Here is a 25,688-nt window from a genome sequence, read left to right as displayed (position 1 = left end):
TATCAGTGTTCAGGCTGCCTTGCGGCGGTCGAGAACTGCGAGCCATTCGTCCGAGATCAGGTTTTCATCGAGCTCCGCGTAGAATTCGATCGTCGTCTCGATACGCTTGTGCCCGAGCAGCTTCTGAACCTTCGGAAGATTGTCGAGGCTTTCCTTCAGCCAAATCCAGCCAACCAGATGCCGGTAGAGATGCGGATGGATCTTCACGCCGACTTTGCTATGCAGGATCCGGGTCACGCGCTCGAGTAGGGCACCGTAGTGACCGTCTTGGGTTGTCGCACCCTGTCCCGGAAAGAGGTAGGGATTGGTATCCTGCTGATCCTTCACCAGTTTCGGCCTGACCGTGTGCAGATACGTCTGCAGCAGGCGACTCGTGGAGCGGGCGAGCACGATGGTCAGATCGGCATCACCTGCCTCACGCATCTTGACCTTCGAGGCCGGAACGACAATCCGGGCCCGGTCGTCCTGCCAGTTGATCCAGTCCAAGCGCGCTTGCAGCACGTTCGCGCTCCGCGGCGCGCGCGACAGGAGAATGTCGTGCGCCAGCGCCGCCATGATGTCACGCGCGAGTTCTGCATCGACGACCTCCACAGGTTTCGGAAGCATTCCGTGGCGTTTCTTCCAGGCCGTTCGTCTTTGGTCGATTGTCCTGTTCACGTCTTTGAGGATCTCACCGCTCAAATTGATCGTGTTCTTGATCCTGGCGTCGTTGAACTGGCGCAGTTTTGCTTTGTTGCGCGGGGAAATTCCCTTGAAACCAGCTTTGTGCAGTTTGATCAGGTCGTCGATCAAAAGCAGATCCTCGGCGGATCGGCATTGATAATCCTGGGCAATCTTTCGGATCGCTTTCAGGACCGTCGAGAGATAGGAACTCGGAAACTCGCCTTGGTTGGCCTCCTTGAGCGTTTGCATCGCCGCCTCCAGGAATTCCGGATCGGTCAGTTCCTCGACAGTGTCTGGCACGATACTGGTCGACGCCGATAGAGCCTTAGCGATCGACACGACATAGCCCCGGCGCGTCCTCAGAGTTTCCTCGCTCCACTTGCCCTTTCCAACAAGAAACCCGGCTTTCCGAATGGCGTCGTTCCGCGCACTCCCGCAGTCTTGCTCGGGCTGCCCCGACCGCTGAGCCTTTTCCCGGCGCTTGGCCCGAAGCAAAGCCTTCTTGTCTGCGATGGGCTCCTCGTAGTGCCTGGCATCGAGTTCGGCGATGAAGGCTTCGCGCGTCTTTCCGTCTCGGGACAACTCCCCGAGAACCCAAGGCGCGACACGCGCGTCGAACTCTGCCATCAGCGGAGCAATCGTTTCGTCCGCGACGCCGTATCTGTTGCGTGCATCGGCGAACGGATGAGTTGCTGCTACAAAACCGAAGTCGGAGAAGTCCGGGGCGTTGGCCAAGCGCTTGAGCAGTGTTGCGATCTCGCGCACGTGTTTTTCGCATTGCGCTTCGCTCTTGGGCGAAACCGCGATCCGATGATTGTAGTAGTCGCCGAGGGTCGCCGTGGTGATCTCTCCCGGAGCGATGTCCGCGTCATGCAAAAACAGCAGAAAGGATCCTGCTGACAGGCGCGCGGACTTCGGGAGCGCACTGTTCTTGATGGCCTGTTGAACATCACGGTAGATACCAGTGATATCGTCAATCCGCCTCTTGCGTTGGCGGGGCTCGCCACGCCCGGCTGCCTTGATCAGGGCGGAGCGGTAGGTGGCAAAGCTGCCTTCGGTAAGACCGAACCGAGCCGCCGTGTTCGCGTCGAAGAAGTCGATCACGTCCTGCTTGCACACTGCGCGCAACTCGGGCGTCCACCCAGCTTTGCGGCAGAGCCAACGCAGCTTCGACGCGAGCGCTCGATTTCCTGTCTTGAGCGCCTGCGCGATTAGGTCCGCGTAAGTCACGCGCATCTCACCCACAGCGGCGAACAGATCGTGGCCGGTTGCTTCGGAGAGAGCCGCCAATGTTGCATGGCGCGGTTTGAGTCCCGGAATGTTCAGGATATCGGAGACCGCTTTCGGGTTGAGGCCAGCGCGCAGGGAGAGAGCGCGCATGCTTTCGCCGGAAGAGTCGAGATAAGATTGCAGAAGAGTATCGAGTGCCATTGGGATTTCCTTTGCAGGCTTTGGTGTCATTCGAGATCGAGGTCCGGCCTCCCAGGCTCAGGCCGGACCCTCAGCTCGAAGACCGCCAGCCACTCATCCTTGATCGTCCAGGATTTTCCGAGTTTGACCGCTTGCAGTTTGACCATCCCGTTCGGTGTCGGGCAGCCGTGGTTGATCCAGTCGCGGATCGTGTGCGGATCGCGCTTGAAGATCTCGGCAACCTCGTTCGCGCTGTAATAGGTGGGTTTCTTCATGTGGTGTCCTCCATCATCTCGAGGAGGAAGTGGGTCCCATGAGACGGTCACGAAAATTTTCGGCGCAGAAATTTCCAATAATACGAATAATTTGCTTGAACTTCCGTTCTCAGCGCAGGGTCGAAAAGGTGTCGCGCCGGTAGAAGATATTCACTACCGGGATGACACCCTTTTTCCGGATCCAACTTTTTCTTCCGTGTTTTCCATACCGGACCAACGTTCTCGTCAGATCAGAAATGGAGACTGACGATGGACTTGAAGACAGACACGGTGATCAAGCGTGATCGGAATGGACGCTTCGGTGGAGCGGGGGCGTATGCTGTTTGCGTCTCTGCAAAGGAAACGCGCTTCACGCCGCTGGCGGAGGCTGAAAATCAGCTCAGCCAGGCGCTGCAGGCTGCGGATTTCGTTCTGAAGCAAGCGCCGCGAGATGGCGACGGAGTTCCCACGGCGATCGTGCGGGCCAGCCCTGGATCCGGGAAGAGTACGGGACAACGAAAGCTCATGGCAGCGTGCGCCGTGGCCGGGGATCCGAGACTTGTCGCATTCCATGTGCCGACACTCTCGCTTGCCGAGGAAGCGGCGCAGGAGGCGGCAGAGTTGGGCTTAGCCGCACAAGCGATCCGCGGACGCTCCGCGATGCAGCCGGATGGAGATGGCCCGATGTGCGCAAAGGCAGAAACCGTTGAGCGTGCCAGCCGTTTGGGAATATCTGTTCGAGAAAACTTCTGCGAACGCGAAGACGACGAGGGGAACGTGACGCGCTGCCCGCATTTCGAGTGGTGTGCGTATCTCGGGCAGTTCAAAGATCAGACGTCACATCGCTTCCTCGCCACGACATATTTCAAGCTTCCCAACCCCGACCAAGCAAAGCCTGACCAGCGCGTTGTGGATGAGACGTTTTGGCAAGGGTTCGTAAAGCCCTTGGATATTGAAGCAGAGACATTTCGCACGCCGAGAGCAAACCTCCCGCGCGCCAAGAATGGTCCGCAAGCCGATCTCCTCAAAGCTGCTAAAGACGTTATTGGGTCGCTTGAAAATGGAAGCGGGCCAATGTCTTTGGAGTATTCGTCCGCGGACTACCGAGCTTTTGCCCAATTGGAGCGCGAAGCGACGTCGAAGATACCAGACTTCGCTCCAGACCAAGATAGTCGTACACAGTCGGCGCTTTTGGATCAGGTCGAGCGCAATCACCAGATGTCCATCCGATTGGCTGCCCTCTGGGACATGCTGGCCGACGCCAAAGCCAACGCATTGGAAAAATGCGAACGTGTTCGCCTGTATCACAAGAACCAGAAGCCCGTTCTGCGTGTCCTGAGAAAAAAGCCATTGCCGCACAGCGAGCCGTTGCTGGTGCTGGATGCAGATGCAGATCCAGAAATTCTCTCGGCGCTTGGGTGTGATATCATTCAAGACACCGAGTTGTTCCTTCGGCCCAACGCAATCATCCAGCAGGTGCACGACCGGCGGATGGCGACAGGCACACTGCGCAAGTCTCCGATACTTCGAGAGGAATGGCGGCGCATCGTCACGCGTGAGGTTCTCCGGGACCGTTTGGGTCCGAACTCCGGTGTCCTCGTTGGCGCGTCCAAGAGGGTGGTTCAAGCGTTCTTCGAGGACGCCGGCTACTCGTTCGAAGGCATGACGCCGGCGCAGGCGAACGAGGTCATGTTGAACACAGACCTGCACGGCGCATCGTGGACGTGGTTCGGGGGGCGATCTCTCGGCATCAACCGTTATGAGCAATACTCCTGCGCCGTGGTCATAGGACGCGAGGAAATCCCGATCCACGAGTTGGAGGATAAGGGCAGGGCGCTTTGGGGTGATACAGCCGAGGATCCATTGCAGCTCGTCGAAGAGGACTTGGCTGGACAGCGGATACTGCCCGAGGAGGAAATCCCGTTCGAAATGACTGATGGCAGTGCCAAGGGCGTCAAGGTTCCTTGCCATCCCGATCGCCGCATTCGTCGTCTCCAGGCTCAAGCGCGAGAAGCCGCATCCCGGCAGATCATCGAGCGACTCCGGCTTGCACGTGCGGTGGAGCCAAAGCGCGTGATCATTGGATGCAACATACCTCTCCCCGGGCTGCCAGTAGATGCGCTGGTCTCGTGGCAGGACCTGTGCGTGCCCCGACTTGAGAGCGCAGTGATCACTGGGCTAATTGACAACGAAAACTTCGGTTTGACTTACGCTGAGCTATCCAGAGCCGCACCGAAAGTCTTTGAGACCGAAGAGGCCGTGAAACATTTCCTGCGCAGGAATCCGGTCAAGAAAGCGCTCTTCCAACAGCTGAAAGCTGGAATGACACAGAGCATGAAGAAGCGGGCGTTCAGCCTTGAGCACATCAAAAACAATGCTTTGAGCGCTCACCTCAAGTCATTGCTGTCTGTCTGACCACAAGACGCTACCGGCTCATTTGTTGCGACATACTTCGTGATGACGGATTTCTGCGCTCGACCAGTCGCACCCATGTCCCGAGTACCGACACCTTTCTGGAGACTATCATGCTCGTACCGGCACCAAGCATACCGCTCAATCTCAAGCAGAAACTCACGTCAGCGGCAGCGCGTTTTCTTCAAAATTATGACGACATGACCCTGCGTGAAATACGCGACATGCTGAAGCGGCACGATTTTCGGATGCCAGTGCTGGGCCGTTTTGCCTTTCACAAGAACGGAGCGCTGAAGGAGATCAAAATCAGTTCCAACCTGAAGGGCAAGAAGCCCAAGAGCAACGAGTTCGCCGCGACCGTGACGTTTGCCTCGTCGCCCTGGCACGCGACGAACGAACTCTGGGCACCTTGTCTCAACTGGATTGTCGAAGAAGAGGCCAAGACACCGAATTACGCAGGGTTGCTAAATCCGAGCAGAGTGTCGGAAGACGAATTGACTGTTCTCACACGAAAACTTCCGAAACATTCGCGCAAGCTCAATCTCGGAGCCGACTATGCCTCAGGATTGATGCTTCGCATCCTCGCTGAGCGGGAAGAAAAAATCCGGGCGAACGAGAGCGCGCATGAGCGTATCGAGCGAACAGCGCGGCCACTACCCAAGAAAATCATGGATAATCTTGAAGTCGAACGCGCAGCAGCGTTGCGATGGGCTGAGACCCAGAAAGCTGCAGGTCATCTACTGGGCCTCAATTCCGGGTACCAGTTTTTGGCCGAAGATGATCAGATAATTCTGCGTTTTCGAACAGTCTGCTACGAAAATGATGCGAAGTAGGCATGTACGGCGTAAAGTTTTCGAGTGAACCAAAAATGGCGCTGAGGTTTTCCCAAGCGCCATTAGCCACCAGCTGAAATTTTTGACTTATGACAGGAAATCTTAAATTATCTGCGTTACTTGCACCTACAATTATTTCTGAAAATGGTCAGTCGCGCTTGTCTAATTTATACGCGCAATATTCCTTTGATTGCCTTGGCGGCAACTGCAGATTTGCAAAATTTTCATGGCCTCGATCTAATATATTATTGCTTTAATTGAGCTTTTTTCTCAACACTAACTTTTTGCTCGCATTCCTAAAATATTCAAAGCTTCAGGCCAGATAGAATCGGATTCGCAATATTTGTGTTAGCGAAGAATTTTTTAATTATACTTTCTTCAGAATCGTCTTTAGTGTGCTTTAAAAAGCAATCTCGTCATGCGCGGCCTCAACGTCTTGAGCGACTTCATATGCCCGGCATATTCTTTTGGTGTGCAGCTCCTTTTCTGCGCAAAGTTCGGCGCAGTGTTTTGCCGTTCGCGCGGCCTTCAGCTCTGAATATGGATAAGCTCGGCTGGGCGTGCGTGCATTGGTGACGGAAGCTGTCCGTTCATAGGCCTCAAAACGTCCTGCCTTGTCAAATTCTCCCGGTGGATTTTCAAGCCGGTTCTTTCGCTTATAAAACATATTTCCTGCAGAAATATCGGCTGCAGAGTATCCGCGTTCTTCGGAAATTTGTTTGATGGTTGGCTCCATGATCATTTTCTCTATCCTTCTGTTTTCATTTAGCAGTACATGGATCCGTACGCAGTGTGCAGAAGCCATGTTCAAAGTTTTTCGATTGAAGCGTCGAAAAAAGAAAACGCAACGCAGCTTCAAATTTTTGGCACTGCGTTATCGGCACATTACCTACTGAAAGTTTTAAGTGCACACATTTTTGGCCTCAGTAATTCTGGGATTGAAAGCTATGCAAGGAATAAAGCGCACCACTGGCTCTGAGAATCATATTTAATATTCTTGGGTAAGTGTACTCAATGAGAACAATAAAGGGCGTCCCACGAGGGCCGCCCAATGTTCTTGACACGAAAGACGAGAGGTTGTTCAGCCCAAAATTTCGTTCGCGGCGGAAGAAATGGTTTTCCGTACTTCATCAAGGCAGTTGGCGATATGCAGCAGGGCGTCTTCACCACTTTCCTTCCAGGTGATGCTGCCAATTTCGGCGGGAAGCCCTCCAGACATAACTTCAGCCTCGATTTGAATCACACCTTGATTGGTGTGAACTTCTGCCAAAGCGAAGGTTTGGTCGGTCAGTTTTACAATTTTCAAGTCCATGATGTTCTCCATTTGATAGGACAATTTTTGCTTTGGGTTGCCAAGGGTGCGAGCAAGCTCCTTGAATAGGAAATTGTTCTTCCGGGAGAAGACGGAAGCTATATCCTTCATTTTCCCACAAAAGAAATTTTCTGTTCGGAGGTGGAAGAAGTATGCTGCCTGCCCTCTTTGTTCTTGTTGGTCGTCTCGTTGATTTCGTTTTTTGGATCTCCTCGAACGCATCGGGTTGCGCCAAGTCCGCCTGATCATCACCACGGGTCCGCAGGGTGTCGATGAATGACTTCGAGGGCCCTAAGAACAACGGTGCGCCGCCTGTAGGATGTCCTGGATGGTTTCGATATTTTGAAACTCCCAGGACGCAGGCGTTGGCCAGGCGATGGCTTCGAGCAGCAATTCAAGCTTCTCGGGGTAATGTCCCTTGGGTCGCCAATGGGCAGAAGTCGACGCAACAGGTCAATGAACGCGGCCTTGCTGACATTTGCTCCGTCTTTCACGATGCAGGCGGTATCAAGCAGGCCGAGTTGATATTTGAGCTTAATATTGGCTCCTTTCTTCGCGAGATTTGGATGACGGCTTCCTGAGGAGAGCCGGTTGGTTTTGAGGTCGGTGCCGAGCACCTCGGCACCGACCGATGGGTTCAGGAAGCCTTGACCATCCTCAAGCCCGTTTGAGCGGCCTTAATGGCGGTCGCAGTGAGCCCCTTGGTCCGCACGGGGCTGACCACTCGCCCGACATCGAATGGAACCTTGGCGACATGCTCGAGCAGCGTCGGCAGCGGGATACCGTCCTGCGCGTAAGACTTCTCGCCCTCATCGAGGGGCTCGTGGCCCATGAGGTTGCGCTTGATGTAGCCAGGGCAGCTGTTTTTCATCAGCTGGTAATGGAACGTCGTCCGCAGCGCGTGGAGATCGAGGCCATGCCAGTAGACGCCATGGGTCCTGCGGTAATAGCCAAAGGCCTTGGTGAAATTTTCGGTGAAGGTCTCCTTGGTCTTTCCGCGATTGAGCGACGGGAAAATACGGGTCTGACCTTTCGCCTGGGCGTGCTCCATGACGTCGAGAAGCCCGAGGTCGATGAGGGCAGGGTGGATGGGCAGCTTTCTGTCGCCACTTTCGGATTTCACGTTATTGCCCGGTGCCTGGCGAATGTGCATGAAGGGAATGCCATCCTCCTTTCCGAAATCATCCGGCCCCAGCTGTGCCGCCTCCTCGCTCCGAGCTCCCTGAAGATCGGCGATCAGCGGGATCCAGAACAGCGGGTCGTCGATGCCGTTTGCCTTGCCCTGGAACACCGGCGTCTCGAGAAGCTGGAAGAACCTGTCATCCCAGCGTTGACGCGCGATCTTCGCCTCTGTCTTCTTAAGGCGGCGCTCCTCGTCATTGGTGAAGGTACAGTGCCGGAACGGGTTTTTGTCGATCACGCCGAAGGCAAGGAGCATCTTGGCCACCTTGTTCGGTGCCCTCACATGGCGCATGTAGGTGTCGGCGCGCATGGTCGGGATTGCTTTTTCGCGGCGCCGGTCCTCGATGAAGGTGTCATCATCGCAGCCCTCGTCCCGGAGTGTCCGCTCGACCGCGTTCATGTCCTCCTCTTCCTTGGCACGCGCCCGTTCGATCAGGTCAACGTAGCCGTTGACCGGGCGGTAAAAACCGCCTTTGCCGTGATGCTTCGGAATATCGAACATCTTTGCGACCGCCTCATCGATCGCGTCCTCTTCCACCTCCGAAAACGGCACGTCCCCGAGGAAGTCGATCCAGATCTTTTGACCGGTCCGGAGCGCGCCGGCCGATGACTTCTGCCACTTCTGCCCGACCGACTTGTTCGGTTTTTGCTTTGTTTCCCAGTTGTCGTGGCATCCTTGCGTCTTGAGCTCGAGAAAGACGGAGAAGGCCTCCGAGATAGTGATCGAGGGACCTTTCTCGAGAAGCTGGATTCTGTCTTCAGACAGGATCGACAGCACACCATGCTCCTTGAGCGACGCACGGATTGCGCCCGGTTTCGGTGTGGTGTCCTGCGATGCCTCTGATGTCGATTTCGGCTTTATGAAGGCTGGTCTTGGGAACAACATATCGTCCTCATTCATTTGCATTTCGTCGTGACGCGTGGATGCGAAGGCACCACGCAGGGCTGCCGGGATTTCGGCCTGAACGTGCTGATCGGGCGCGTGGATTGGACCGGACCCCAGAGCGCGCTGGAAATAAGGGCTGGGTTGCGAGAACTCGCCCCGGTCGCGCCGCTCGCGTTCCTGGCTCACATCGAGCAGGACGCGCGTGGCTTCGTGTGCGATCCATCGCGCGTCAGGAGACGCAAAGTCTGGAAGAGCAACACCGATGTTCTGAGCCACAGCGCGGAGAGGCTCCTCCACGACCGAGTAATCCCGCCGGAAATAGGCATCCCGCAGGCAGTCCTGGATGGCGCGCTCGCGATCGAGAGAGGCCTGCGCCGCCAGGGCGGAGCGCGGATCCTCGGATGCGCGCATGGCATCCGCGGCCGCGATTTCGAACCGCGCCAATTCGGTGAGGAGTCTCGATGTGTCTTGTGCGGTCAGGGACATCGTTGTCGTCGCGAATAGAAAGATCTGGTCACTCAGCGCCGTGAGCCGTCGGGCCCGCTCGGCGGCGACGTCGTAATCGCGTGTCCGCAAAGAAATAAAGTGCGTAGATTTCGCAATTTTCGGGGCGGTTTGGTTTGACTCTCTATTTTTAAGGCCCGTCAGCGTTTTTCCTGTCGAAATTTTTTTCCCGGTTTGAATCGAATTTCCCGAAGTTTGACTCGAATTGCGGGATTTCCTTACAAATTCAGAGGCTTGGGGGATGATCGAAATAGGCCGAAAAACGGGAATCGGGGCGCTCTCACGAATCAGATCGCGGGGAAGACGGCGCCTCCAGACATATCCTTGAGCGCGCAGTTCGAGATGGGGGATGGCGGTATGGCGGTGCTTCGGCACTGGGTCTGACTCCCGTGTGACTCCGCTGTGTACGGAGTGTGTGATGGGTGTGTCAGTTTCGGTGTCCGAGACGAGAAAAGCGGCCCCGAGGGACCGCTTTTTCTTTTTAAATCAACCCTTTGCTGGGTGATTGGCTCCGGCGGTAGGGATCGAACCTACGACCAATTGATTAACAGTCAACTGCTCTACCGCTGAGCTACGCCGGAACACGAGGTGCGTATAGCAACAGCGATTCCGGGCGTCCAGAGGGGCGAGCGGAAAAAATCGCACCTCGGTCAGGAAAGTTCGAAAATCGCGTCCGCGGACAATGGACCAAGCGGGCGGACCTCGGATTTGGAATAGAGATCAATGAGATGCGCGAGGACGTTCCGGGAAGCCGCGGGCAGGAGCGCGGGCGGGATATCAGTGTAGATCCGCTCTGCCAGGGCGCGGGCGGTGCCCGATTGTTTCGAAAGTGCTGCACGGATCTGGGCCTCGCGGCCAAGCCGGTGATCGCGCAGCTCGGCAAGGCGCGCATTGGGGGCCTCGATGACCGGGCCATGACCGGAATGAAAGTGCTGCCAGTCACGTCGGCCCAACCGCTCCAGCGAGGTCATGAAATCGGTCAGATCGCCATCGGGGGGCGAGACGAGCGAGCTGGCCCAGCCCATGACCAGATCGCCCACGAACAATGCCTCTTCCCATTCGAAGGCGAGATGGTTCCCGGTATGGCCGGGCGTGTGATGTGCGGTCAGTTGCCAATCGGTGCCTTCCAGGACATCGCCATCAGCAAGGAGATGATCCGGAGCAAAGGCCCGGTCCTGACCTTCGCCACCCCCGACATCGCTGCGTGCGGCGAGGTCCTGCATGATAGCACTGCGCCCCGCGGAGGCATCGCCGAAGGCATGAACCGGCGCGCCTGTCCGGGCCTTGAGACGCGGCACGAGACCGGTGTGATCGAGATGTGCGTGGGTCACGAGGATATGGCTGATCTCGCCGCCTTTCGGCACGGCGGAGAGGATCGCCTCGAGATGGGCGGGATCGTCCGGCCCGGGATCGATGATCGCCACCTGCCGCTCGCCCAGAAGGTAGGTATTGGTGCCCTGATGGGTCATCGTCGATGGGTTGGGCGCCAGAACGCGCCTCAGCCGGGGTGCCAGCGTCTCCGCGACACCATGCGGCGGGGAGGCGGCACCGGAAGAGGCGGGATCTGACATCGGGCAGGGCTCCTTTCGCGATGGCGGCGGCGCGCGCGCTGCGCTAGCAATAACCATGTCTTTCGAATGGCTCAAACGCTACCTGCCGCGCGGTCTTTACGGCCGGGCTTTCCTGATCCTGATCCTGCCGGTGGTCACGCTGCAGCTTGTCATCTCGGTCATCTTCATCCAGCGACATTTCGAGGAAGTCACCCGCCAGATGTCGAGCGAGGTGGCGCGGGCGATGAGTGTCGCCTTGGCCCGGGACAATGCGTTCCGGGAGGTGATGCTCGATTTCGAGGTCCGCCCGATCACGGAGGCGGACCTTCCGACCGGCACCGGGCGTCGCTGGTTCGACTTCTCCGCGCTCGTCGTCAATCGCACCTTGTCGGAGAATTTGCCGAACTTCGTGGCCGCAAGGCTGCCCAACGATCAGGAAGTCTTCGTCTATCTGCGCCGGGCGGACGGGCTAATCGAGGTCACCTTCGACCGGGATCGGGCTTCGGCCTCCAATCCGCACCAGCTTCTGGTCTACATGATCTTCTTCGGCGTGCTGATGACGGCCATCGCCTATCTCTATCTGCGCAACCAGTTGCGCCCGATCACGCGGCTTGCCGATGCCGCACAGGCCTTCGGACGGGGGCGGCACGCGCCATATTCGCCCTCGGGCGCGGTCGAGGTGCGCAATGCGGGGCATGCCTTCCTCGACATGCGCGCGCGCATCGAGCGCCAGATCGAGCAGCGGACCATGATGCTGTCGGGTGTCAGTCATGACCTGCGCACGCCGATCACGCGGCTGAAGCTGGGCCTGTCGATGCTGGACGAGGCCGAGAGCGAACCGCTCCTCGGTGATGTGGCCGAGATGGAGCGTCTGATCGACGCCTTCCTCGAGTTCGCGCGCGACAATGCCGAAGCGGGCGCGCCGGAGCCCACCGATCCCGTGGAGCTGGCCACCCGCGTCGTGGAGGACGCTCAGCGTGCGGGCCGCGCTGTCACGCTTCGGGAGGTCGAGGGCGCGGGCGAGGTGGCCCTGCGCCCGGTCGCCATCCGCCGCGCGCTGGAAAACCTCATTGGCAATGCCGTGCGCTACGGAACCCGCTGCGAGGTCTCGGTCAGCGTCACCCGCAACGCGCTCAGGCTGCGGGTGGAGGATGACGGGCCGGGGATCGCACCGGACAGCCGCGAGGAGGCGACGCGGCCGTTCACGCGGCTTGATCCCGCGCGCAACCAGAACCGCGGCTCGGGCGTGGGGCTGGGGCTTGCGATCGCGGCGGACATCGCGCGCGCCCATGGCGGCGTGCTCCGGCTGGGCGAGAGCGAGACCATGGGCGGCCTCCGGGCCGATATCGTCATCGCGCGGTAGTCTTCGGGCATCGCACATACGAGCAGGGTCGGTGGGGCTGGCAGCAGCACCTTCGGACCCCTCGCATCCGTTTCCTAAGACTTTAGGCAATCGCCAGAGTTCGACGCGCGGAGCGGCACGATTTTGCCGCGATTGGCGGGCTTCTGTGGGGGCGTTCTCAACTCTCGCAGGAGCGCTCCGTCCCATGAAGAAACTCGCAATTTTCGCCGCGCTTGCCGCAACCCTTCCGTTGGCGGCCACGGCGCAACAAGTCTCGCAACAAAGCACCGTCATCATTTCCACGCAGGGCGATGCCCAGGGCCGCGCGGGCAGCCCGCCCGCCGGGTATAGCGGCCAATGGTTCACTACGCCGGACGGCTGTTCCTATAGCCGCACGCAAGCGCCGGGCTATCCGGTGCAGTGGATGCTGGTGCTCAACCCGCGCCATATCGGCCAGCCCAACGCCCATAGCCGGTGCAAGATCATGCTGTGAGACGGTCGCCTGACTGTCGGAGGGCGTGATCGTCGGGGCAGGGGTCTGACGCCTGCAACGCTCAGTCGGTCCGGCTCAGGCAGGCCTCGCTCAGAAACGCGCCGAGACGCGTCCGGTCGAGCGGTTTCAGCATCCGCTCGACACCGAGATCTTCGCAGGTCCGTCGCACGCTTTCCGACCGGTCGGCGGTCAGGATCACCGCAGGCCGTGGCCCGAAGCGGCGCGTGAGTTCCTGCAAAAGCTCCGTGCCCTTGGGCCCCGCGCCCAATTGCTGATCGAGGATCAACGCGTCGGGCATGATGTCCAGATCTTCCAGAAGGCTCAGCGCGGCATCGCCGTTCTCGGCCTCGATCACGTCCACGCCCCAGCTTTCGATCAGAAGCTGAATGGCGCGGCGCAATTCCGGCTCGTTCTCCACCAGAAGCACAATGAGTCCGCTGAGACCCAGATCGACCTTGCGGGATCGTGCGGGATCGTGACGCTTCGGATCGGTTTGGCCCGCGACGGGCACCGAGACCTGGAAGCAGGAGCCGCGACCGGGCTCGGACCACAAACCCAAGGGATGACCGAGACGCGTGCAGGCCCGTTCCACGATGGCGAGGCCGAGCCCCAGCCCGTCATTGCGGCTCGCCGTCTGATCGAGGCGGTGGAATTCCTCGAAGATGGCGTCCTGATCTTCCTCGGCGATCCCGGGACCATTGTCCCAGACCTCGATCCGGGCCGAATTGCCCTGCCGCCGGACCCCGATCAGAACGCGGCCCTCCTCCGTGTAGCGGATCGCATTGGCCGCGAGGTTCTGGATCACGCGGCGCAGATAGGCGGGATCGCTTTCGACGATGGCGCGGGTGGGCATGATGGTCAGCCGCAGGCCCTTCTCGGCGGCCAGAACTTCCATCTCGTCACGCAAGGGATCGAGGATCTCGGACAGCGCCACGGCGCGAATGTCGAAATGCAGCTTGTCGCTGTCGAGCTTGGAGATGTCGAGCAGCGCGTCGATCAGGCTGACCGCGCTTTTGATGGCCGATCCGGCTTTGGCCAAAACCTGCCGGTCCGCCGCGTCGCCCAGCTTGTCCGAGAGGGAGCCGATGAACAGCTCCGCCGCCGAAAGCGGTTGCAGAAGGTCATGCGAGGCGGCGGCGACAAACCGGTTCTTGGAGGCATTGGCGCGTTCCGCGGCACTCAGCGCATCTTCCAGCTCGAGCGTGCGCTCCATCACGCGCTGCTCCAGCATCTCGTTGATCTCGAACAGACGCTGCGCTGCCTCGCGCTCGGCGGTCACATCGGTCACGGAGATCAGAAAGCCGCCATCGGGAAGGCCGCGTCCGAAGACATGCAGGATGTCGCGCGCGCCGTGGCGCACCTCGAAGGAAATGGGGTTTTCGAGATATCCGGTCTGCGCCCAGCTGCGGAAGATCGTCCGATCGACCCCGCCCAGGAAGGCAAAGCCGTGGCTGAGCTGGTCGAGGATCACGGTGAAACTCACCCCGAGCTGCATAAGCCGGGCGGGCACCGACAAAAGCGTGCCGATCTTCTTGTTCCAGCCCAGAAGCCTGCCATCCGCATCGAAGATCGCGACGCCCTGGTTGAGATGGTCGAGCGTGGCCTGGATCATCCGCGCCTGCGCGCTTTCCAGCCGGGCGCGTTCCTGCCGTTCGATCCGGACAAGGTCGGTCACGTCCGTTTGCAGCACCACCGTGCCGCCCTTGCCGGTGCGCTGTTCGGACACCTGCAGCCAGCGGTCCTGCGTCAGCTCGACGTTGAACATGACATTGCGGTCCTTGTGCCGCATCAGCCGGCGCGCGCGCCACGCCTCGGCGGTGACGCCATCGGGCAGGGCGAGGTACCGGCTATGGGCGATCCGCTCGATGTAGCTCTCGAAGCTGAGATCGGGGGCGAGATCCGAGGCGACATCGCGGAAATCGCGGCAGAAGCGCGAATTGAACATCACCAGCCGGTCCTGCGGATCAAAGAGCGCAAAGCCCTCCTTCACCGTCTCGATCGCATCGGCGAGGTCACGGCGGGCATCCTCGGCCTCGGCATTGGCGCGGGCCAGCTGCGCGTTCGAATCCTGCAGCAGATCGAGCGTGCGCTCCAACTCCTCGGTGCGCTGGCGCACCCGTTTCTCCAGAAGGGCCGCGCGTTCGAACTGGGCATAGGCCGCGCCCGATTGCGCGGTCTGGTTCTCGATCCGGCGCATCAGCGCATCGGCAATGTGCAGAAGCTTGGCGTTCTGGGTCTCGACGGAATCGGCTGGATTGATCAGCGAGGCGGAGCTCATTGCGGCAGGTCGTCCAATGCGGTCTCGGGCGGATAGAAGGCGACGCCGGTCAGGGTCTGGTTGACGTGCAGCGCGCCGATCTGTTCGCCATAGGTCGAATATCCGGTCACGTTGTGGCGGCGAAAGATCTCCGAGATGTCGCGGCTGCGCTGGCTTTTCTCGGCCTCGATCCGGCGCAGGATGCAATCGCAGGCCATGATCTGAACAGGCGGCTGTGATGCGGCCAGATCACCGAATGCCCGGTCCAGATGGTCCGCGATATCGGCATGTTCGGCCAGGGTCAGCACCATGCCTTCATTGATGGCGGAGAAGAACACGAGCTCTCCGTCCTCGTTCACCCGCTGGATCGCGCGCACGTGGTGGCTGTCTCCGAGGCGGACGACCACAGGGTGTGCCGCGAAGGTGAAGGGATCGAGCTGGTTGGGATCCTTGCCCAGAAGGCGCGCATATTCCTGCGCGGCGGGGGCTGCGTTGATCTCCGTCACGATCCGCTCGCCCGAGCGGGCGCCGGTGACGACCATACGCGTCTCCGTCGGCACCAGGTGGTCGATGCTGAAGACCTTGACCGGGGCCCGCGACCGGATCAGCGCAACCACCGCCGCGCTTTGGCGCGGGGCGCCGTCGCAGGCCAGCTGCGTGCGCATGAAGCGCGTCCCGTCCCCCGCAGAGCCACCGAAAAGGGGCATCGCGCCCAGCGCCGTGGCCAGCATGAAGGTCAGATGTTCCTCGCGCAGCGACAGACCGTCGATCATCAGATAGGCGAATTCCGACCAGTTCTGCGGGGCCGTACCGCTCAGCTCATGGCGGGTCTGGATCACCTTGTCGATGAAGGGCTGTGCGGCGATGTCATGCACGTTGGGCACGCTGACCAGCCGCACGTGGAAGTCCGACGCGGGGAACGCGTTGGCAACGATCTGGCCCTCCTCGTAGCCCGTGCGCCCGATCTCACCGGCCGTGGTGCAGCCCATGATCGGCGTTCCGGGAAAGCGGCGATGCGCGTCGGCAAGAAGGCCCGCGAAATCCGCGCTATCGGTGACGAACAGACAGATGAGGGCGAAGGGGCCGGGTCCGATTGCCGCTTCGATCCGCGCCATGGCATCCGGCGTGTCCGCCGAAACCTGTGCCGTGCGCAGAATGGCGGCGTGATGCCGCGCAGCGCCGCCCGAGCTGTCGAGTGCTCCGTCCAAGATAGAATGTCCTCTCCCTGGGGCAGAGGTTAGGAGGTCTCCTCACCGCTTGGCAAGACCTTCGCGAAGCTGGCCTCCTGCGCGATCAGCACCGCCTGTGTGCGGCTGTGCACGCCGAGCTTGCGCATGATCGCCGTGACGTGGGCCTTTACCGTGGTTTCTGCGATGGAAAGCTCATAGGCGATCTGCTTGTTGAGGCGGCCCTCGCAGATCAGCGACAGGATGCGCGCCTGCTGATTGGTGAGCGTGCCCAGCCGCTCCAGCGCATCGGCGGGCGCCGATCCGGTCTGGCCGCCATCGGGATCGATATAGCCGTCGGGCAGGAAATCGCGGCCCTCGGTCATCGCCTCATAGGCCTTGGCGAAGACGGCGCGTTGCGAATGCTTGGGCACGAAGCCGTTCGCGCCAGCCTTCAACGCGTGACAGATCATGCGGTTATCCGCCATCGAGGAGGCGACGAGGATCTTCGCCTCGGGGGCGGCCTTGCGCAGCCGCACCAGTCCGTCGAGCCCGTTCACATCGGGCAGGTTCAGGTCCAGCACGACGAAATCCACAGCGCCTTCGTCGATCACATCAAGCGCATCCGCCAAGGTGCCCGCCGTCGCCACCGTCTCGAAATCGGAGATCGAGTTCAGGGTGAGCGTCAGCGCGTCGCAAAACAGCGGATGATCGTCCACGACAAGCGCGCTCGAAAGGCGGGAAGTGTCGGCGTCTCTGGCGGCTTGGATCATGGGAACCGGTCCTGATTGGTACGCTTTGTCGCAGGAAGCCTACGCCATGTCTCTGCGCAACGTCTCTTGCCCAAAGGTCGCAACCAAGCGGCCTTACCGCTCCGGCAGCAACCCGCGCGGGCTGAAGCGCAGGACCAGCAGCAGGATCACCCCCATGGTGAGAAGCCGCATGTGCTGCACGCTGTCGATCAGATGCGCCTTCAGCGCGCCTTCGGACATGCCCGCCGTCACGAGGCCCATGAGCATCTGACCCAGAGGCTCCACCTGCACCCAAGCGAACCAGATAAAGAAGCCGCCCAGAACGGCGCCGAGATTGTTGCCCGAGCCGCCCACGATCACCATGACCCAGATCAGGAAGGTGTAACGCAGCGGCTGGTAGGAGGTCGGCGTCAGCTGCCCGTCGAGCGTGGTCATCATTGCGCCCGCGATGCCGCAGATCGCGGAGCCCAGGATGAAGACCTGCAGATGCCGACCGGTGACGTCCTTGCCCATGGCCCGCGCCGCGGTCTCGTTGTCGCGAATGGCGCGCATCATCCGGCCCCAGGGGCTTTTCAGCGCAAGCTGCGCGAGAACCAGCACCGCGATCAGCACGATGGCGAAGAGGATCGAATAGCCGAGCTTGACGTAAAGGGTCGAGGCGGTCGTGGGATCGAGGCCAAGCCCCGCCGCGCGTTCGGTGAAGGCCGGGTCGGCTTGCAGATCGACCTCATAAGGAACGGGCCGGGGCAGGCCGTTCACGTTCTTCACGCCGCGCGCCAGCCAGTCTTCGTTCTTCAGGATGGCGATGACGATCTCGGCAATGCCCAGCGTGGCGATGGCGAGGTAATCCGAGCGGAGGCCCAGCGCGGTCTTGCCGATGATCCAGGCCGCGCCCGCTGCCAGCAGGCCGCCCACGGGCCAGGCCAGCAGGACCGGCAGGCCAAGACCGCCCAGATAGCCCGATGTGGCGGCATCCACGGCTTCGACCGCCTCGACGCCCGCATCAAAGACGGTGCGGAAGACGAAGAAGCCCACGATCAAAACCGCCGCCACGATCCAGCCGCGCGCACGGCCCGAGACGCGCTTCCATGCGAAGACCGCGCCGACGATGGTGGCAATACCCAAGGCGAGCCCCGCCAGAACGCGCAGACCGCCCGCCGCCCAGGCCGCGCCCACGGGCGGCATCGAGGTCAGCACGACAGCCAGCCCGCCAAGGGCGACGAAGCCCATGACACCCACATTGAAGAGCCCCGCAAAGCCCCATTGCAGGTTCACGCCCAGCGCCATCAGCGCCGAGACGAGCCCCATGTTCAGGATGAGAAGGGCGGAATTCCAGCTCTGAAAGATCCCGGTGCCCAGGATCAGCAGGGCGACGAGGGCAAATAGCCCGGTGGCACGCAGCGTGTCGTTCATACCGATTTCCCCCGGAATAGGCCCGTCGGGCGGAACAGAAGCACGATGAGCAGGATCACGAAGCTCACCGCGAATTTGTAGTCGGTGGAGAGAAGCTGAACGAGCCCCTCAGGCGCCATGGCCTCGGGCAGGGTGTAGTCCAGCACCTTCTTCCAGGCGTAGGTGATGCCCACCTCCGAAAAGGCGATGACAAAGCCGCCCGCGATCGCCCCCAGGGGCGAGCCGAGCCCGCCCACGATGGCCGCCGCGAAGATCGGCAGCAGAAGCTGGAAATAGGTGAAGGGCTTGTAGCTTTTATCGAGGCCGTAAAGCACGCCCGCAATGGTGGCCAGCGCAGCCACGATCAGCCAGGTCACGCGCACCACGCGCTCGGGGTCGATCCCCGACAGAAGCGCCAGGTCCTCGTTGTCGGAATAGGCGCGCATGGATTTGCCGGTGCGGGTCCGATTCAGGAACCAGAACAGCGCCACGACCACGATGATCGCGGTGATCACGGTCAGACCTTGCGTGGTGCGAATGGCCAGCCCCTCATCGAGGCCGGTCATGTCGCGGAAATCCCGCGCCGAGACGATGAAACGCTCGCCATCCGCAAAGCGCTGGTCGTCGGGGCCCAGCACAAGCCGCGTGATGCCGTTATAGATGAACATCACCCCGATGGAGACGATGACGAAGATCACCGGCACGACCTTCTGTCCGCGATAGAAGCGATAGACGACGCGGTCGGTGAAGAGCACCAGCGCCGCACAGCCCGCAATGCCCACGGGGATCGCCAGAAGGGCGGTCGGCAGCGGTCCGAGCGAGACGCCCAGCGCCTGCAAGCCCCAGGTGGCGAGGATCGTGACCATCGTGCCGAAGGCCATCGTGTCGCCATGGGCGAAGTTCGAAAACCGCAGGATGCCGTAGACGAGTGTGACCCCCAGCGCCCCGATGGCCAATTGGCTGCCATAGGCGATGGCCGGGATCAGGACGAAATTCGACAGCGCCACGAAGGCGTTCAGGAGATCCATTATTTACAAGCTCCCAGATAGGAGATGGCCATCGGGCCGTCCCCGTAATGCTGTGTCAGGCGCGCGCCGCCCTCGGAGACGGTCAGCAGAAAGCGCGCGTCAATCTCGCCGCCCGAGACCGACAGCACGCCGTTCTCGAAGGCGCCGAGGCTTTCCTCATCGCCCGACAGGGTCGAGATCGTGGCGGCGACGGCCATTCGCGCGGCGTCCAAGCCGCCCGCGCGCCCGGTCACGGTCACTTCATATTCGGTCGGCTGGCAGGCCTCGCCATCGACGCATTCGGTCTCGAACCGGCAGGTGAGGTCGATGGACCGCTGCTCGGGCATGTTGGCGATGCCCATCAGCTCCGCGAGCGGTCCGGCGGACTGCCACGCATCACCGGCGGGATCGCCCGCATTCTGCGCTTGAGCGGGCGCCGGGGCCTGCGCTGCGAGGGCCATCGCAAGCGCCAGCCCGAGCGACGTTTCCTGTCCAGATACACGCATGTTCCCAGCGACCCGCATGATCATCCGCCCAGGAAAGAGCGCCGGACCTGCGGGTCGGCCAGAAGCTCTTTTCCAGTGCCGGTATGGGCATTGCCGCCCTGCACCAGCACATAGCCTTTGTCCGCGATCTCAAGAGCTTGGCGGGCGTTTTGTTCCACCATCAGGATCGGGATGCCGGTGCGGGCGACCTCGATGATGCGGTCGAACAGCTCGTCCATGACGATGGGGCTGACGCCCGCGGTGGGCTCATCGAGCATCAGGACCTTCGGTTTGGTCATGAGCGCACGACCCACGGCCACCTGCTGGCGCTGGCCGCCTGACAGTTCGCCCGCCGCCTGGCGTCGCTTTTCCTTCAGGATCGGGAACAGCTCATAGACCTGCGCCATCGTCTCCGAGATGTCGTCCTCGCGGATGAAGGCGCCCATCTCGAGGTTTTCCTCGACGCTCATCGAGGTGAAGATGTTGTGCGTCTGCGGCACGAAGCCCATGCCTTTGAGCACCCGCTCCTGCGGGCTCAACGCGGTGATGTCCTCGCCATCGAGCCGCACGGAACCTTCGCGCAGGTTCAGCATGCCGAACACAGCCTTCATCGCGGTCGATTTACCGGCGCCGTTCGGGCCCACGATTACGGCGATCTCGCCCGGATCGACGGCGATGGTACAGCCATGCAGGATGTCCGCGCCCTTGCCGTAACCGCCAGTCATGGCATCTCCGATGAGGAACGGGCCGTCCGGGGCAGGGTGCGCGGTGCCGCCCTTCTTGACCGGATCTGCGGAGGAGGGCGCGGTCTCGGGCCCGAGGGAGCGGTCCTTGTTGCCGCGGCCCGAATAGGCGTCGCTCATGCCGGGACCTCCTTGTTCTTGAGACCGGTGCCCAGATAGGCCTCGATCACCTGCTCGTTCGCCTTGATCTCGTCGATGGTGCCTTCCGCCAGCACCTTGCCCTCGGCCATCACGATGACCGGGTCGCAGAGGCGGCCGATGAAATCCATGTCATGCTCGATCATGCAGAACGTGTAGCCACGTTCTTCATTCAGACGTTTGATTGCGTCGCCTATCGTATTGAGAAGCGTGCGATTCACACCTGCGCCCACCTCGTCGAGAAAGACGATCTTGGCGTCGACCATCATCGTGCGGCCGAGCTCGAGAAGCTTCTTCTGACCGCCGGAGAGGTTGCCTGCCTTCTCGTCCTTGAGATGCGAAATGGTCAGGAAATCAAGAACTTCATCGGCTTTCTTCAGAAGGGCGGCCTCTTCCTCGGCGATCCGCCCCCGGCCGAACCACGCATTCCAGAGCGTCTCTCCGGACTGGCTGCCCGGCACCATCATCAGGTTCTCGCGGCAGGTCATCGACGAAAACTCATGCGCAATCTGAAAGGTGCGCAACAAGCCCTTGTGAAACAGCACATGCGGCGGCAAGCCCGAGATATCCTCGCCGTCCATGACGACGCGGCCCGAGGTGGGCGGCAGCGCGCCCGCGATCACGTTGAAGAGCGTGGATTTACCAGCACCGTTCGGCCCGACCAGCCCGGTGATGGAGCCGGTGGCGATTTCCAGCGACGCGCCATCGACCGCGCGGAAGCCACCAAAATGGCGGTGAAGGTTCTCGACCCGGATCACGTATCCATCCCCTGTTGTCTCCCGGCCTCATCGGGCCGATTGGCGGCGTCGTTTACGCAAAACGGCCCGAGATGCAAACCCCGGGCCGTTCCAAAATGCTGTCGCAGGCGATCAGCGGTAGCCGACCACGCTCAGCGCGCCATCCTCAACGGTGTACTCAGCATAGGAACCGGCCGCTTCGCCGGAGCCCACGAGTTCCACACCCGATGCGCCCTGGTAGTCGACCTCACCGCCATCGGCGATGATCTGGAGCGCCTTGGACAGCTCGCCCGGCAGGATCGGCTCGCCGGGGGCGTTGGCCACATCCATGATGCTGCCCGCATACTCGCCTGCATCGGTCGAGCCGGAAGCCGCCATGGCCAGCAGCAGAAGTGCTGCCGCATCATAGCTTTCGCCCGCATAGACCGACGTGCCGTCGATGCCCGCCTCGGACGCCATCTCGGCAAAGAGGGCCGCGCCCTCGTTCTCGCCGCCCGGAGCCGTGCCGATGGAGCCTTCAATGTCGCTGCCGAAACGCTCGGTCAGGCTGTCGCCGACCATGCCGTCGCCGAAGGCGAACATGTCGAAGGCACCGGTATCGAGCGCGCCCTGGATGACGCCTGCGCCGCCCTGATCCACGTAGCCCAGCACGACGAGCGCGTCGCCGCCCGCGGAGGCCAGCGCACCCACTTCGGCGGAATAGTCGCCCTTGCCGTCCTCATGCGCGGCCGACAGAGTGACCTCGCCGCCCATGCCCGTGAAGGCGGCGGTGAAGGCATCCGCGAAGCCCTTGCCGTAATCGTTGTTGGTGTAGGTCACGGCGACCGAGCTCACGCCTTTTTCGTTTAGGATCGTGGCCAGAACCTCGCCCTGACGCGCATCGGAGGGTGCCGTGCGGAAGAACAGGCCGTTATCTTCTGCGGTCGAGAGGGCCGGAGAGGTGGCCGCGGGCGAGATCATCGCAACCCCGTTCGGCACGGCGACGTTGGCCAGAACGGCGGTGGTCACGCCCGAGCAATCGGCGCCCATGATGCCCACGACACCGTCCGAGGTGATCAGGCGTTCGGCAGCCGCCGTGGCGGCCGCGGCATCGACGCAGGTCGCATCGCCGCGCACCGGCGTGACGGTGGCACCTTCCATGAAGTTCTCATTGCCCGAGACCTCGGAGATCGCCATCTCGGCGCCCGCGCCCATCGCGGGGGTGAGGCTTTCGATCGGGCCGGTAAAGCTGAGCAGCACGCCCAGTTTCACTTCGCTGGAATGCCCTGCAGCCATCGCGGCGCCTGCGGTGAGTGCCGTCGCGGCGGATGCCATCAGCAACTTTTTCATCGGTATCTCCCTGTGTACGGATCGTTGTCCTGGCGCGGAGGGTAGGCGGCGCTTTTGGAAAAGAAAAGAGGGCATGAAGGCCGTGAAGCCGGGCTGACCATGCGTCAAGGCGCGGCATTCACAGGGGCAGATGCCGCGGGCCCGGCCCGGTCGTCGATCCTGGGCGCTTGTGGGGCCGCGCGCGGCAATTGGGCCTCAGACGTCGCGCAGTTTCCCGTGGCTGCCGCGTTCTCGGTACGGTGTCGTTTCGTAATGCGCGCGGTAGCATTTCGAGAAATGCGAAGGCGAGGTGAAGCCGCAGGCCAGCGCCACGTTGATCACGCTCATATCCGTCTGCATCAAGAGGTTGCGGGCTTTTTGCAGGCGCAATTCCATGTAATAGCGCTTGGGCGAGCGGTTGAGGTAGCGGCGGAACAGCCGCTCGAGCTGGCGCGTGGACATGCCCACGTCGCGCGCGAGAGTCGCGGGACTGATCGGCTCCTCGATATGCGCCTCCATGCGGTGGATGACCTCCGCGAGCTTTGGGTGGCGCACGCCGATCCGCGTGGGCACCGAAAGGCGCTGCACGTCCTGATCGGTCCGGATGGCGGAATAGATCATCTGATCGGCCACCGCGTTGGCCAGCGTCTCGTCATGCTGATCGGCGATGAGCTTGAGCATCAGATCGAGCGACGCGGTGCCGCCCGCAGTGGTGAAGCGATTGCCATCGAGGGTGAAGACGGCCTTGGTCAGCTCCACCTCGTCGAATTCCTCGAGGAAGCTGTCCTGGTTTTCCCAGTGGATCGTGGCGCGTTTGCCGTCCATCAGGCCCGCCCGCGCCAGAACATGGGCCGCGGTGCAGAGCCCGCCCACGCGCAGCCCCCCGCGCGCCTCGCGCCTGAGCCAGTTGAGCAGGGGCTTGGTGGTCGCGGCCTGAACTTCGACGCCGCCACAGATCACGATCGTATCATCCCGCCGCAGCGGCATCAGATCGCCGTCCAGCTGAAAGGTCGTGCCGGCCGAACAGGTGACGGTGCCCCCGCCTTCGCCGATCATCGTCCAGGTGTAGATCTCGCGACCCGCCATGCGGTTAGCCAGGCGCAAGGGCTCGATCGCCGAGGCGAAGGAAATCAGGGTGAACTGATCGAGAAGCACGAACACGAAGCGCGATGGCGCGCCTGCCTCGTGCAAATCGACGCTTTGACGCTCTTTTTGCATCGGCGACCTCGAAAATGACCGCGCGTCCCGCCGCGCCCGGTTGGTCAATCCACAATTCAGAACTCGCCTTGCGCGTCAAGAAGGCACGGTCCTGGAGCGTTCCGAAAACGGCGACAGCAAGTCAGGTTGGGTCGGGTCGGTCAGGCCAAAGGGACGCGGCGCGTTTTGGATATGGCCACGATGGGGCCGATCCGTTAAGACCGGCGCGCGGCGGGACGGGCCGCGTTTGAGCTTGGAGAAAGAAAATGAGCGATTGGCAGAAGACAACGTGGCGGCAGAAGCCCCGGGTGCAGATGCCGGATTATACGGATCAGGCTGCGCTGGAGGCCGTGGAGGCCCAGCTTGCAAAATATCCGCCGCTCGTTTTTGCGGGCGAGGCGCGCTCGCTCAAGACACAGCTTGGCGCCGCGGGCCGGGGTGAGGCGTTCCTGCTCCAGGGGGGCGATTGCGCCGAGGCCTTCGACCAGTTCTCCGCCGACAGCATCCGTGACACGTTCAAGGTCATGTTGCAGATGGCGATGGTGCTGACCTACGGCGCCAAGGTTCCGGTGGTGAAGGTGGGCCGGATGGCCGGTCAGTTCGCCAAGCCCCGCTCTGCGCCGACGGAGACGGTGGATGGTGTGGAACTGCCCTCCTACCGCGGCGACATCATCAACGATCTGCCCTTCACCGCCGAGGCGCGGATCCCCGATCCGCAGAAGATGCTGCAGGCCTACACACAGGCAGCGGCCACGCTGAATCTGCTGCGCGCCTTCTCGACGGGCGGTTATGCCGATGTGCACCAGGTCCATGCCTGGACGCTGGGCTTCACCGATGCCGACGAGGCTTTGAAGTACCGCGAAATGGCGAGCCGGATCTCCGACACGCTCGATTTCATGAAGGCGGCGGGCCTCGAAAGCGAAACGAACCACAACCTCAAGACCGTGGATTTCTACACCAGCCACGAATCGCTGCTGCTGGAATATGAGGAGGCCTTGTGCCGTCTCGATTCCACGTCCGGCAAGTGGCTCGCGGGGTCCGGTCACATGATCTGGATCGGCGACCGCACGCGGCAGCCTGACGGCGCGCATGTGGAATTCGCGCGCGGCGTGCTGAACCCGATCGGCCTGAAATGTGGCCCGACGACCACGGCGGAGGATCTGAAGGTCCTGATGCAGAAGCTGAACCCCGCCAACGAAGAGGGGCGGCTCACGCTCATCGCGCGCTTCGGTGCGGGCAAGGTCGGTGAAAACCTGCCGCGCCTGATCCAGGCGGTGCGCGAAGAGGGCGCGAACGTCACCTGGGTGTGCGACCCGATGCATGGCAACACGATCAAGAGCCAATCGGGCTACAAGACCCGACCCTTCGATGCGGTGCTGCGCGAAGTGCGGGACTTCTTCGCGGTGCACAAGGCCGAGGGCACGATCCCCGGCGGTGTGCATTTCGAGATGACCGGTCAAGACGTCACCGAATGCACCGGCGGTGTCTATGCGGTCTCGGACGAGAACCTGTCGGACCGCTATCACACGGCCTGCGATCCGCGCCTCAACGCGTCCCAATCTCTCGAACTCGCGTTCCTCGTAGCCGAGGAACTGACCGCGTACCGCGAGGCGAAGGCGGCAGTGAACGGCTGATCGCCAGTCGTTTTTTTACGGTAAAGAACGG

General features: G+C 61.4%; 21 protein-coding genes and 1 tRNA gene. 5 read left to right on the top strand and 17 right to left on the bottom strand.

Annotated elements, in window-relative coordinates; translation table 11 throughout:
• Nucleotides 1–9: 9 nt before the first annotated feature.
• A complete protein-coding gene (locus FIV09_RS09260) occupies nucleotides 10–2,094 on the bottom strand; it encodes a site-specific integrase (RefSeq protein ID WP_152449670.1) in 2,085 nt (694 codons plus the stop codon).
• 26 nt (nucleotides 2,095–2,120) lie between these two features.
• Nucleotides 2,121–2,348: a helix-turn-helix domain-containing protein gene (locus FIV09_RS09255; RefSeq protein WP_152449669.1), complete on the bottom strand. Its 228-nt coding sequence runs from the start codon at nucleotides 2,346–2,348 to the stop codon at nucleotides 2,121–2,123.
• A gap of 249 nt (nucleotides 2,349–2,597) precedes the next feature.
• On the opposite strand from FIV09_RS09255, the gene FIV09_RS09250 reads away from it, so the two are divergent.
• Nucleotides 2,598–4,742 (top strand): hypothetical protein, encoded by a 2,145-nt coding sequence (locus tag FIV09_RS09250; protein ID WP_152449668.1) that lies wholly within the window; start codon nucleotides 2,598–2,600, stop codon nucleotides 4,740–4,742.
• Nucleotides 4,743–4,852: 110 nt separating this feature from the next.
• Nucleotides 4,853–5,572, top strand: coding sequence for a hypothetical protein (locus FIV09_RS09245; RefSeq protein ID WP_152449667.1), 720 nt, complete (start codon nucleotides 4,853–4,855; stop codon nucleotides 5,570–5,572).
• 400 nt (nucleotides 5,573–5,972) lie between these two features.
• Here FIV09_RS09245 and FIV09_RS09240 read toward each other — a convergent pair whose 3' ends face one another.
• From FIV09_RS09240 to FIV09_RS09220, 5 genes are all read right to left on the bottom strand, one after another.
• Nucleotides 5,973–6,314, bottom strand: a complete 342-nt coding sequence (locus FIV09_RS09240; RefSeq protein ID WP_152449666.1) for a hypothetical protein — start codon at nucleotides 6,312–6,314, stop codon at nucleotides 5,973–5,975.
• A 339-nt stretch (nucleotides 6,315–6,653) separates the two neighbouring features.
• Nucleotides 6,654–7,133, bottom strand: coding sequence for a hypothetical protein (locus FIV09_RS09235; protein ID WP_172975674.1), 480 nt, complete (start codon nucleotides 7,131–7,133; stop codon nucleotides 6,654–6,656).
• Between the two features lie 388 nt (nucleotides 7,134–7,521).
• Nucleotides 7,522–9,831: a DUF6538 domain-containing protein gene (locus tag FIV09_RS09230; RefSeq protein WP_152449664.1), complete on the bottom strand. Its 2,310-nt coding sequence runs from the start codon at nucleotides 9,829–9,831 to the stop codon at nucleotides 7,522–7,524.
• 131 nt (nucleotides 9,832–9,962) lie between these two features.
• Nucleotides 9,963–10,037 (bottom strand) — tRNA-Asn (locus tag FIV09_RS09225).
• A gap of 69 nt (nucleotides 10,038–10,106) precedes the next feature.
• On the bottom strand, nucleotides 10,107–11,027 hold the full coding sequence (locus FIV09_RS09220) for an MBL fold metallo-hydrolase (protein WP_152449663.1): 921 nt from the start codon (nucleotides 11,025–11,027) through the stop codon (nucleotides 10,107–10,109).
• A gap of 55 nt (nucleotides 11,028–11,082) precedes the next feature.
• Between FIV09_RS09220 and FIV09_RS09215 the strand changes: the two genes are divergently transcribed.
• Both FIV09_RS09215 and FIV09_RS09210 read left to right on the top strand, forming a co-directional pair.
• On the top strand, nucleotides 11,083–12,369 hold the full coding sequence (locus tag FIV09_RS09215; protein WP_152449662.1) for an ATP-binding protein: 1,287 nt from the start codon (nucleotides 11,083–11,085) through the stop codon (nucleotides 12,367–12,369).
• A 184-nt stretch (nucleotides 12,370–12,553) separates the two neighbouring features.
• Nucleotides 12,554–12,841, top strand: coding sequence for a hypothetical protein (locus tag FIV09_RS09210; RefSeq protein WP_152449661.1), 288 nt, complete (start codon nucleotides 12,554–12,556; stop codon nucleotides 12,839–12,841).
• A 61-nt stretch (nucleotides 12,842–12,902) separates the two neighbouring features.
• Here FIV09_RS09210 and FIV09_RS09205 read toward each other — a convergent pair whose 3' ends face one another.
• The 10 genes from FIV09_RS09205 to FIV09_RS09160 all read right to left on the bottom strand — a co-directional run bounded on the left by FIV09_RS09205 (nucleotide 12,903) and on the right by FIV09_RS09160 (nucleotide 24,044).
• Nucleotides 12,903–15,119, bottom strand: coding sequence for a PAS-domain containing protein (locus FIV09_RS09205; protein ID WP_152449660.1), 2,217 nt, complete (start codon nucleotides 15,117–15,119; stop codon nucleotides 12,903–12,905).
• A complete protein-coding gene (locus FIV09_RS09200) occupies nucleotides 15,116–16,306 on the bottom strand; it encodes an FIST N-terminal domain-containing protein (RefSeq protein WP_172975673.1) in 1,191 nt (396 codons plus the stop codon). Before FIV09_RS09200 ends, FIV09_RS09205 begins: the two co-directional genes overlap by 4 nt.
• Nucleotides 16,307–16,335: 29 nt before the next feature.
• On the bottom strand, nucleotides 16,336–17,037 hold the full coding sequence (locus FIV09_RS09195; RefSeq protein WP_152449659.1) for a response regulator: 702 nt from the start codon (nucleotides 17,035–17,037) through the stop codon (nucleotides 16,336–16,338).
• Between the two features lie 93 nt (nucleotides 17,038–17,130).
• Nucleotides 17,131–18,429, bottom strand: coding sequence for a branched-chain amino acid ABC transporter permease (locus tag FIV09_RS09190; protein WP_172975672.1), 1,299 nt, complete (start codon nucleotides 18,427–18,429; stop codon nucleotides 17,131–17,133).
• On the bottom strand, nucleotides 18,426–19,436 hold the full coding sequence (locus tag FIV09_RS09185) for a branched-chain amino acid ABC transporter permease (RefSeq protein WP_152449658.1): 1,011 nt from the start codon (nucleotides 19,434–19,436) through the stop codon (nucleotides 18,426–18,428). The genes FIV09_RS09190 and FIV09_RS09185 overlap by 4 nt, the downstream gene beginning before the upstream one ends.
• The gene (locus tag FIV09_RS09180; protein ID WP_152449657.1) at nucleotides 19,436–19,921 is read right to left on the bottom strand and encodes a hypothetical protein; all 486 of its coding nucleotides are present in this window, start codon (nucleotides 19,919–19,921) and stop codon (nucleotides 19,436–19,438) included. Before FIV09_RS09180 ends, FIV09_RS09185 begins: the two co-directional genes overlap by 1 nt.
• Nucleotides 19,922–19,941: 20 nt before the next feature.
• The gene (locus FIV09_RS09175) at nucleotides 19,942–20,763 is read right to left on the bottom strand and encodes an ABC transporter ATP-binding protein (RefSeq protein WP_152449656.1); all 822 of its coding nucleotides are present in this window, start codon (nucleotides 20,761–20,763) and stop codon (nucleotides 19,942–19,944) included.
• Nucleotides 20,760–21,539: an ABC transporter ATP-binding protein gene (locus FIV09_RS09170; protein ID WP_152449655.1), complete on the bottom strand. Its 780-nt coding sequence runs from the start codon at nucleotides 21,537–21,539 to the stop codon at nucleotides 20,760–20,762. The genes FIV09_RS09175 and FIV09_RS09170 overlap by 4 nt, the downstream gene beginning before the upstream one ends.
• A 111-nt stretch (nucleotides 21,540–21,650) precedes the next feature.
• Nucleotides 21,651–22,847 carry an ABC transporter substrate-binding protein gene (locus FIV09_RS09165; protein ID WP_152449654.1) on the bottom strand — a complete coding sequence of 399 codons (1,197 nt, stop codon included), beginning with the start codon at nucleotides 22,845–22,847 and terminating at the stop codon, nucleotides 21,651–21,653.
• 195 nt (nucleotides 22,848–23,042) lie between these two features.
• On the bottom strand, nucleotides 23,043–24,044 hold the full coding sequence (locus FIV09_RS09160) for a GlxA family transcriptional regulator (RefSeq protein ID WP_152449653.1): 1,002 nt from the start codon (nucleotides 24,042–24,044) through the stop codon (nucleotides 23,043–23,045).
• 245 nt (nucleotides 24,045–24,289) lie between these two features.
• Between FIV09_RS09160 and FIV09_RS09155 the strand changes: the two genes are divergently transcribed.
• Nucleotides 24,290–25,657, top strand: coding sequence for a class II 3-deoxy-7-phosphoheptulonate synthase (locus FIV09_RS09155; RefSeq protein ID WP_152449652.1), 1,368 nt, complete (start codon nucleotides 24,290–24,292; stop codon nucleotides 25,655–25,657).
• Nucleotides 25,658–25,688: the final 31 nt, after the last annotated feature.

This window comes from Roseivivax sp. THAF197b, assembly GCF_009363255.1.
GTDB lineage: Bacteria > Pseudomonadota > Alphaproteobacteria > Rhodobacterales > Rhodobacteraceae > Roseivivax.
The sequence above is the reverse complement of the archived record's forward strand: the minus strand, read 5'-3'. Positions and strand labels throughout refer to the sequence as shown.

Bases quoted from the DNA above. Each gene is read 5' to 3' on its own strand.
- FIV09_RS09155 (WP_152449652.1), top strand. From the start codon at position 24,290: ATGAGCGATTGGCAGAAGACAACGTGGCGGCAGAAGCCCCGGGTGCAG.
- FIV09_RS09175 (WP_152449656.1), bottom strand. From the start codon at position 20,763: ATGAGCGACGCCTATTCGGGCCGCGGCAACAAGGACCGCTCCCTCGGG.
- FIV09_RS09215 (WP_152449662.1), top strand. From the start codon at position 11,083: ATGTCTTTCGAATGGCTCAAACGCTACCTGCCGCGCGGTCTTTACGGC.
- FIV09_RS09205 (WP_152449660.1), bottom strand. From the start codon at position 15,119: ATGAGCTCCGCCTCGCTGATCAATCCAGCCGATTCCGTCGAGACCCAG.
- FIV09_RS09240 (WP_152449666.1), bottom strand. From the start codon at position 6,314: ATGATCATGGAGCCAACCATCAAACAAATTTCCGAAGAACGCGGATAC.
- FIV09_RS09235 (WP_172975674.1), bottom strand. From the start codon at position 7,133: ATGATCAGGCGGACTTGGCGCAACCCGATGCGTTCGAGGAGATCCAAA.
- FIV09_RS09260 (WP_152449670.1), bottom strand. From the start codon at position 2,094: ATGGCACTCGATACTCTTCTGCAATCTTATCTCGACTCTTCCGGCGAA.
- FIV09_RS09210 (WP_152449661.1), top strand. From the start codon at position 12,554: ATGAAGAAACTCGCAATTTTCGCCGCGCTTGCCGCAACCCTTCCGTTG.
- FIV09_RS09245 (WP_152449667.1), top strand. From the start codon at position 4,853: ATGCTCGTACCGGCACCAAGCATACCGCTCAATCTCAAGCAGAAACTC.
- FIV09_RS09190 (WP_172975672.1), bottom strand. From the start codon at position 18,429: ATGAACGACACGCTGCGTGCCACCGGGCTATTTGCCCTCGTCGCCCTG.
- FIV09_RS09160 (WP_152449653.1), bottom strand. From the start codon at position 24,044: ATGCAAAAAGAGCGTCAAAGCGTCGATTTGCACGAGGCAGGCGCGCCA.
- FIV09_RS09250 (WP_152449668.1), top strand. From the start codon at position 2,598: ATGGACTTGAAGACAGACACGGTGATCAAGCGTGATCGGAATGGACGC.
- FIV09_RS09180 (WP_152449657.1), bottom strand. From the start codon at position 19,921: ATGCGTGTATCTGGACAGGAAACGTCGCTCGGGCTGGCGCTTGCGATG.
- FIV09_RS09185 (WP_152449658.1), bottom strand. From the start codon at position 19,436: ATGGATCTCCTGAACGCCTTCGTGGCGCTGTCGAATTTCGTCCTGATC.
- FIV09_RS09195 (WP_152449659.1), bottom strand. From the start codon at position 17,037: ATGATCCAAGCCGCCAGAGACGCCGACACTTCCCGCCTTTCGAGCGCG.
- FIV09_RS09165 (WP_152449654.1), bottom strand. From the start codon at position 22,847: ATGAAAAAGTTGCTGATGGCATCCGCCGCGACGGCACTCACCGCAGGC.
- FIV09_RS09220 (WP_152449663.1), bottom strand. From the start codon at position 11,027: ATGTCAGATCCCGCCTCTTCCGGTGCCGCCTCCCCGCCGCATGGTGTC.
- FIV09_RS09255 (WP_152449669.1), bottom strand. From the start codon at position 2,348: ATGAAGAAACCCACCTATTACAGCGCGAACGAGGTTGCCGAGATCTTC.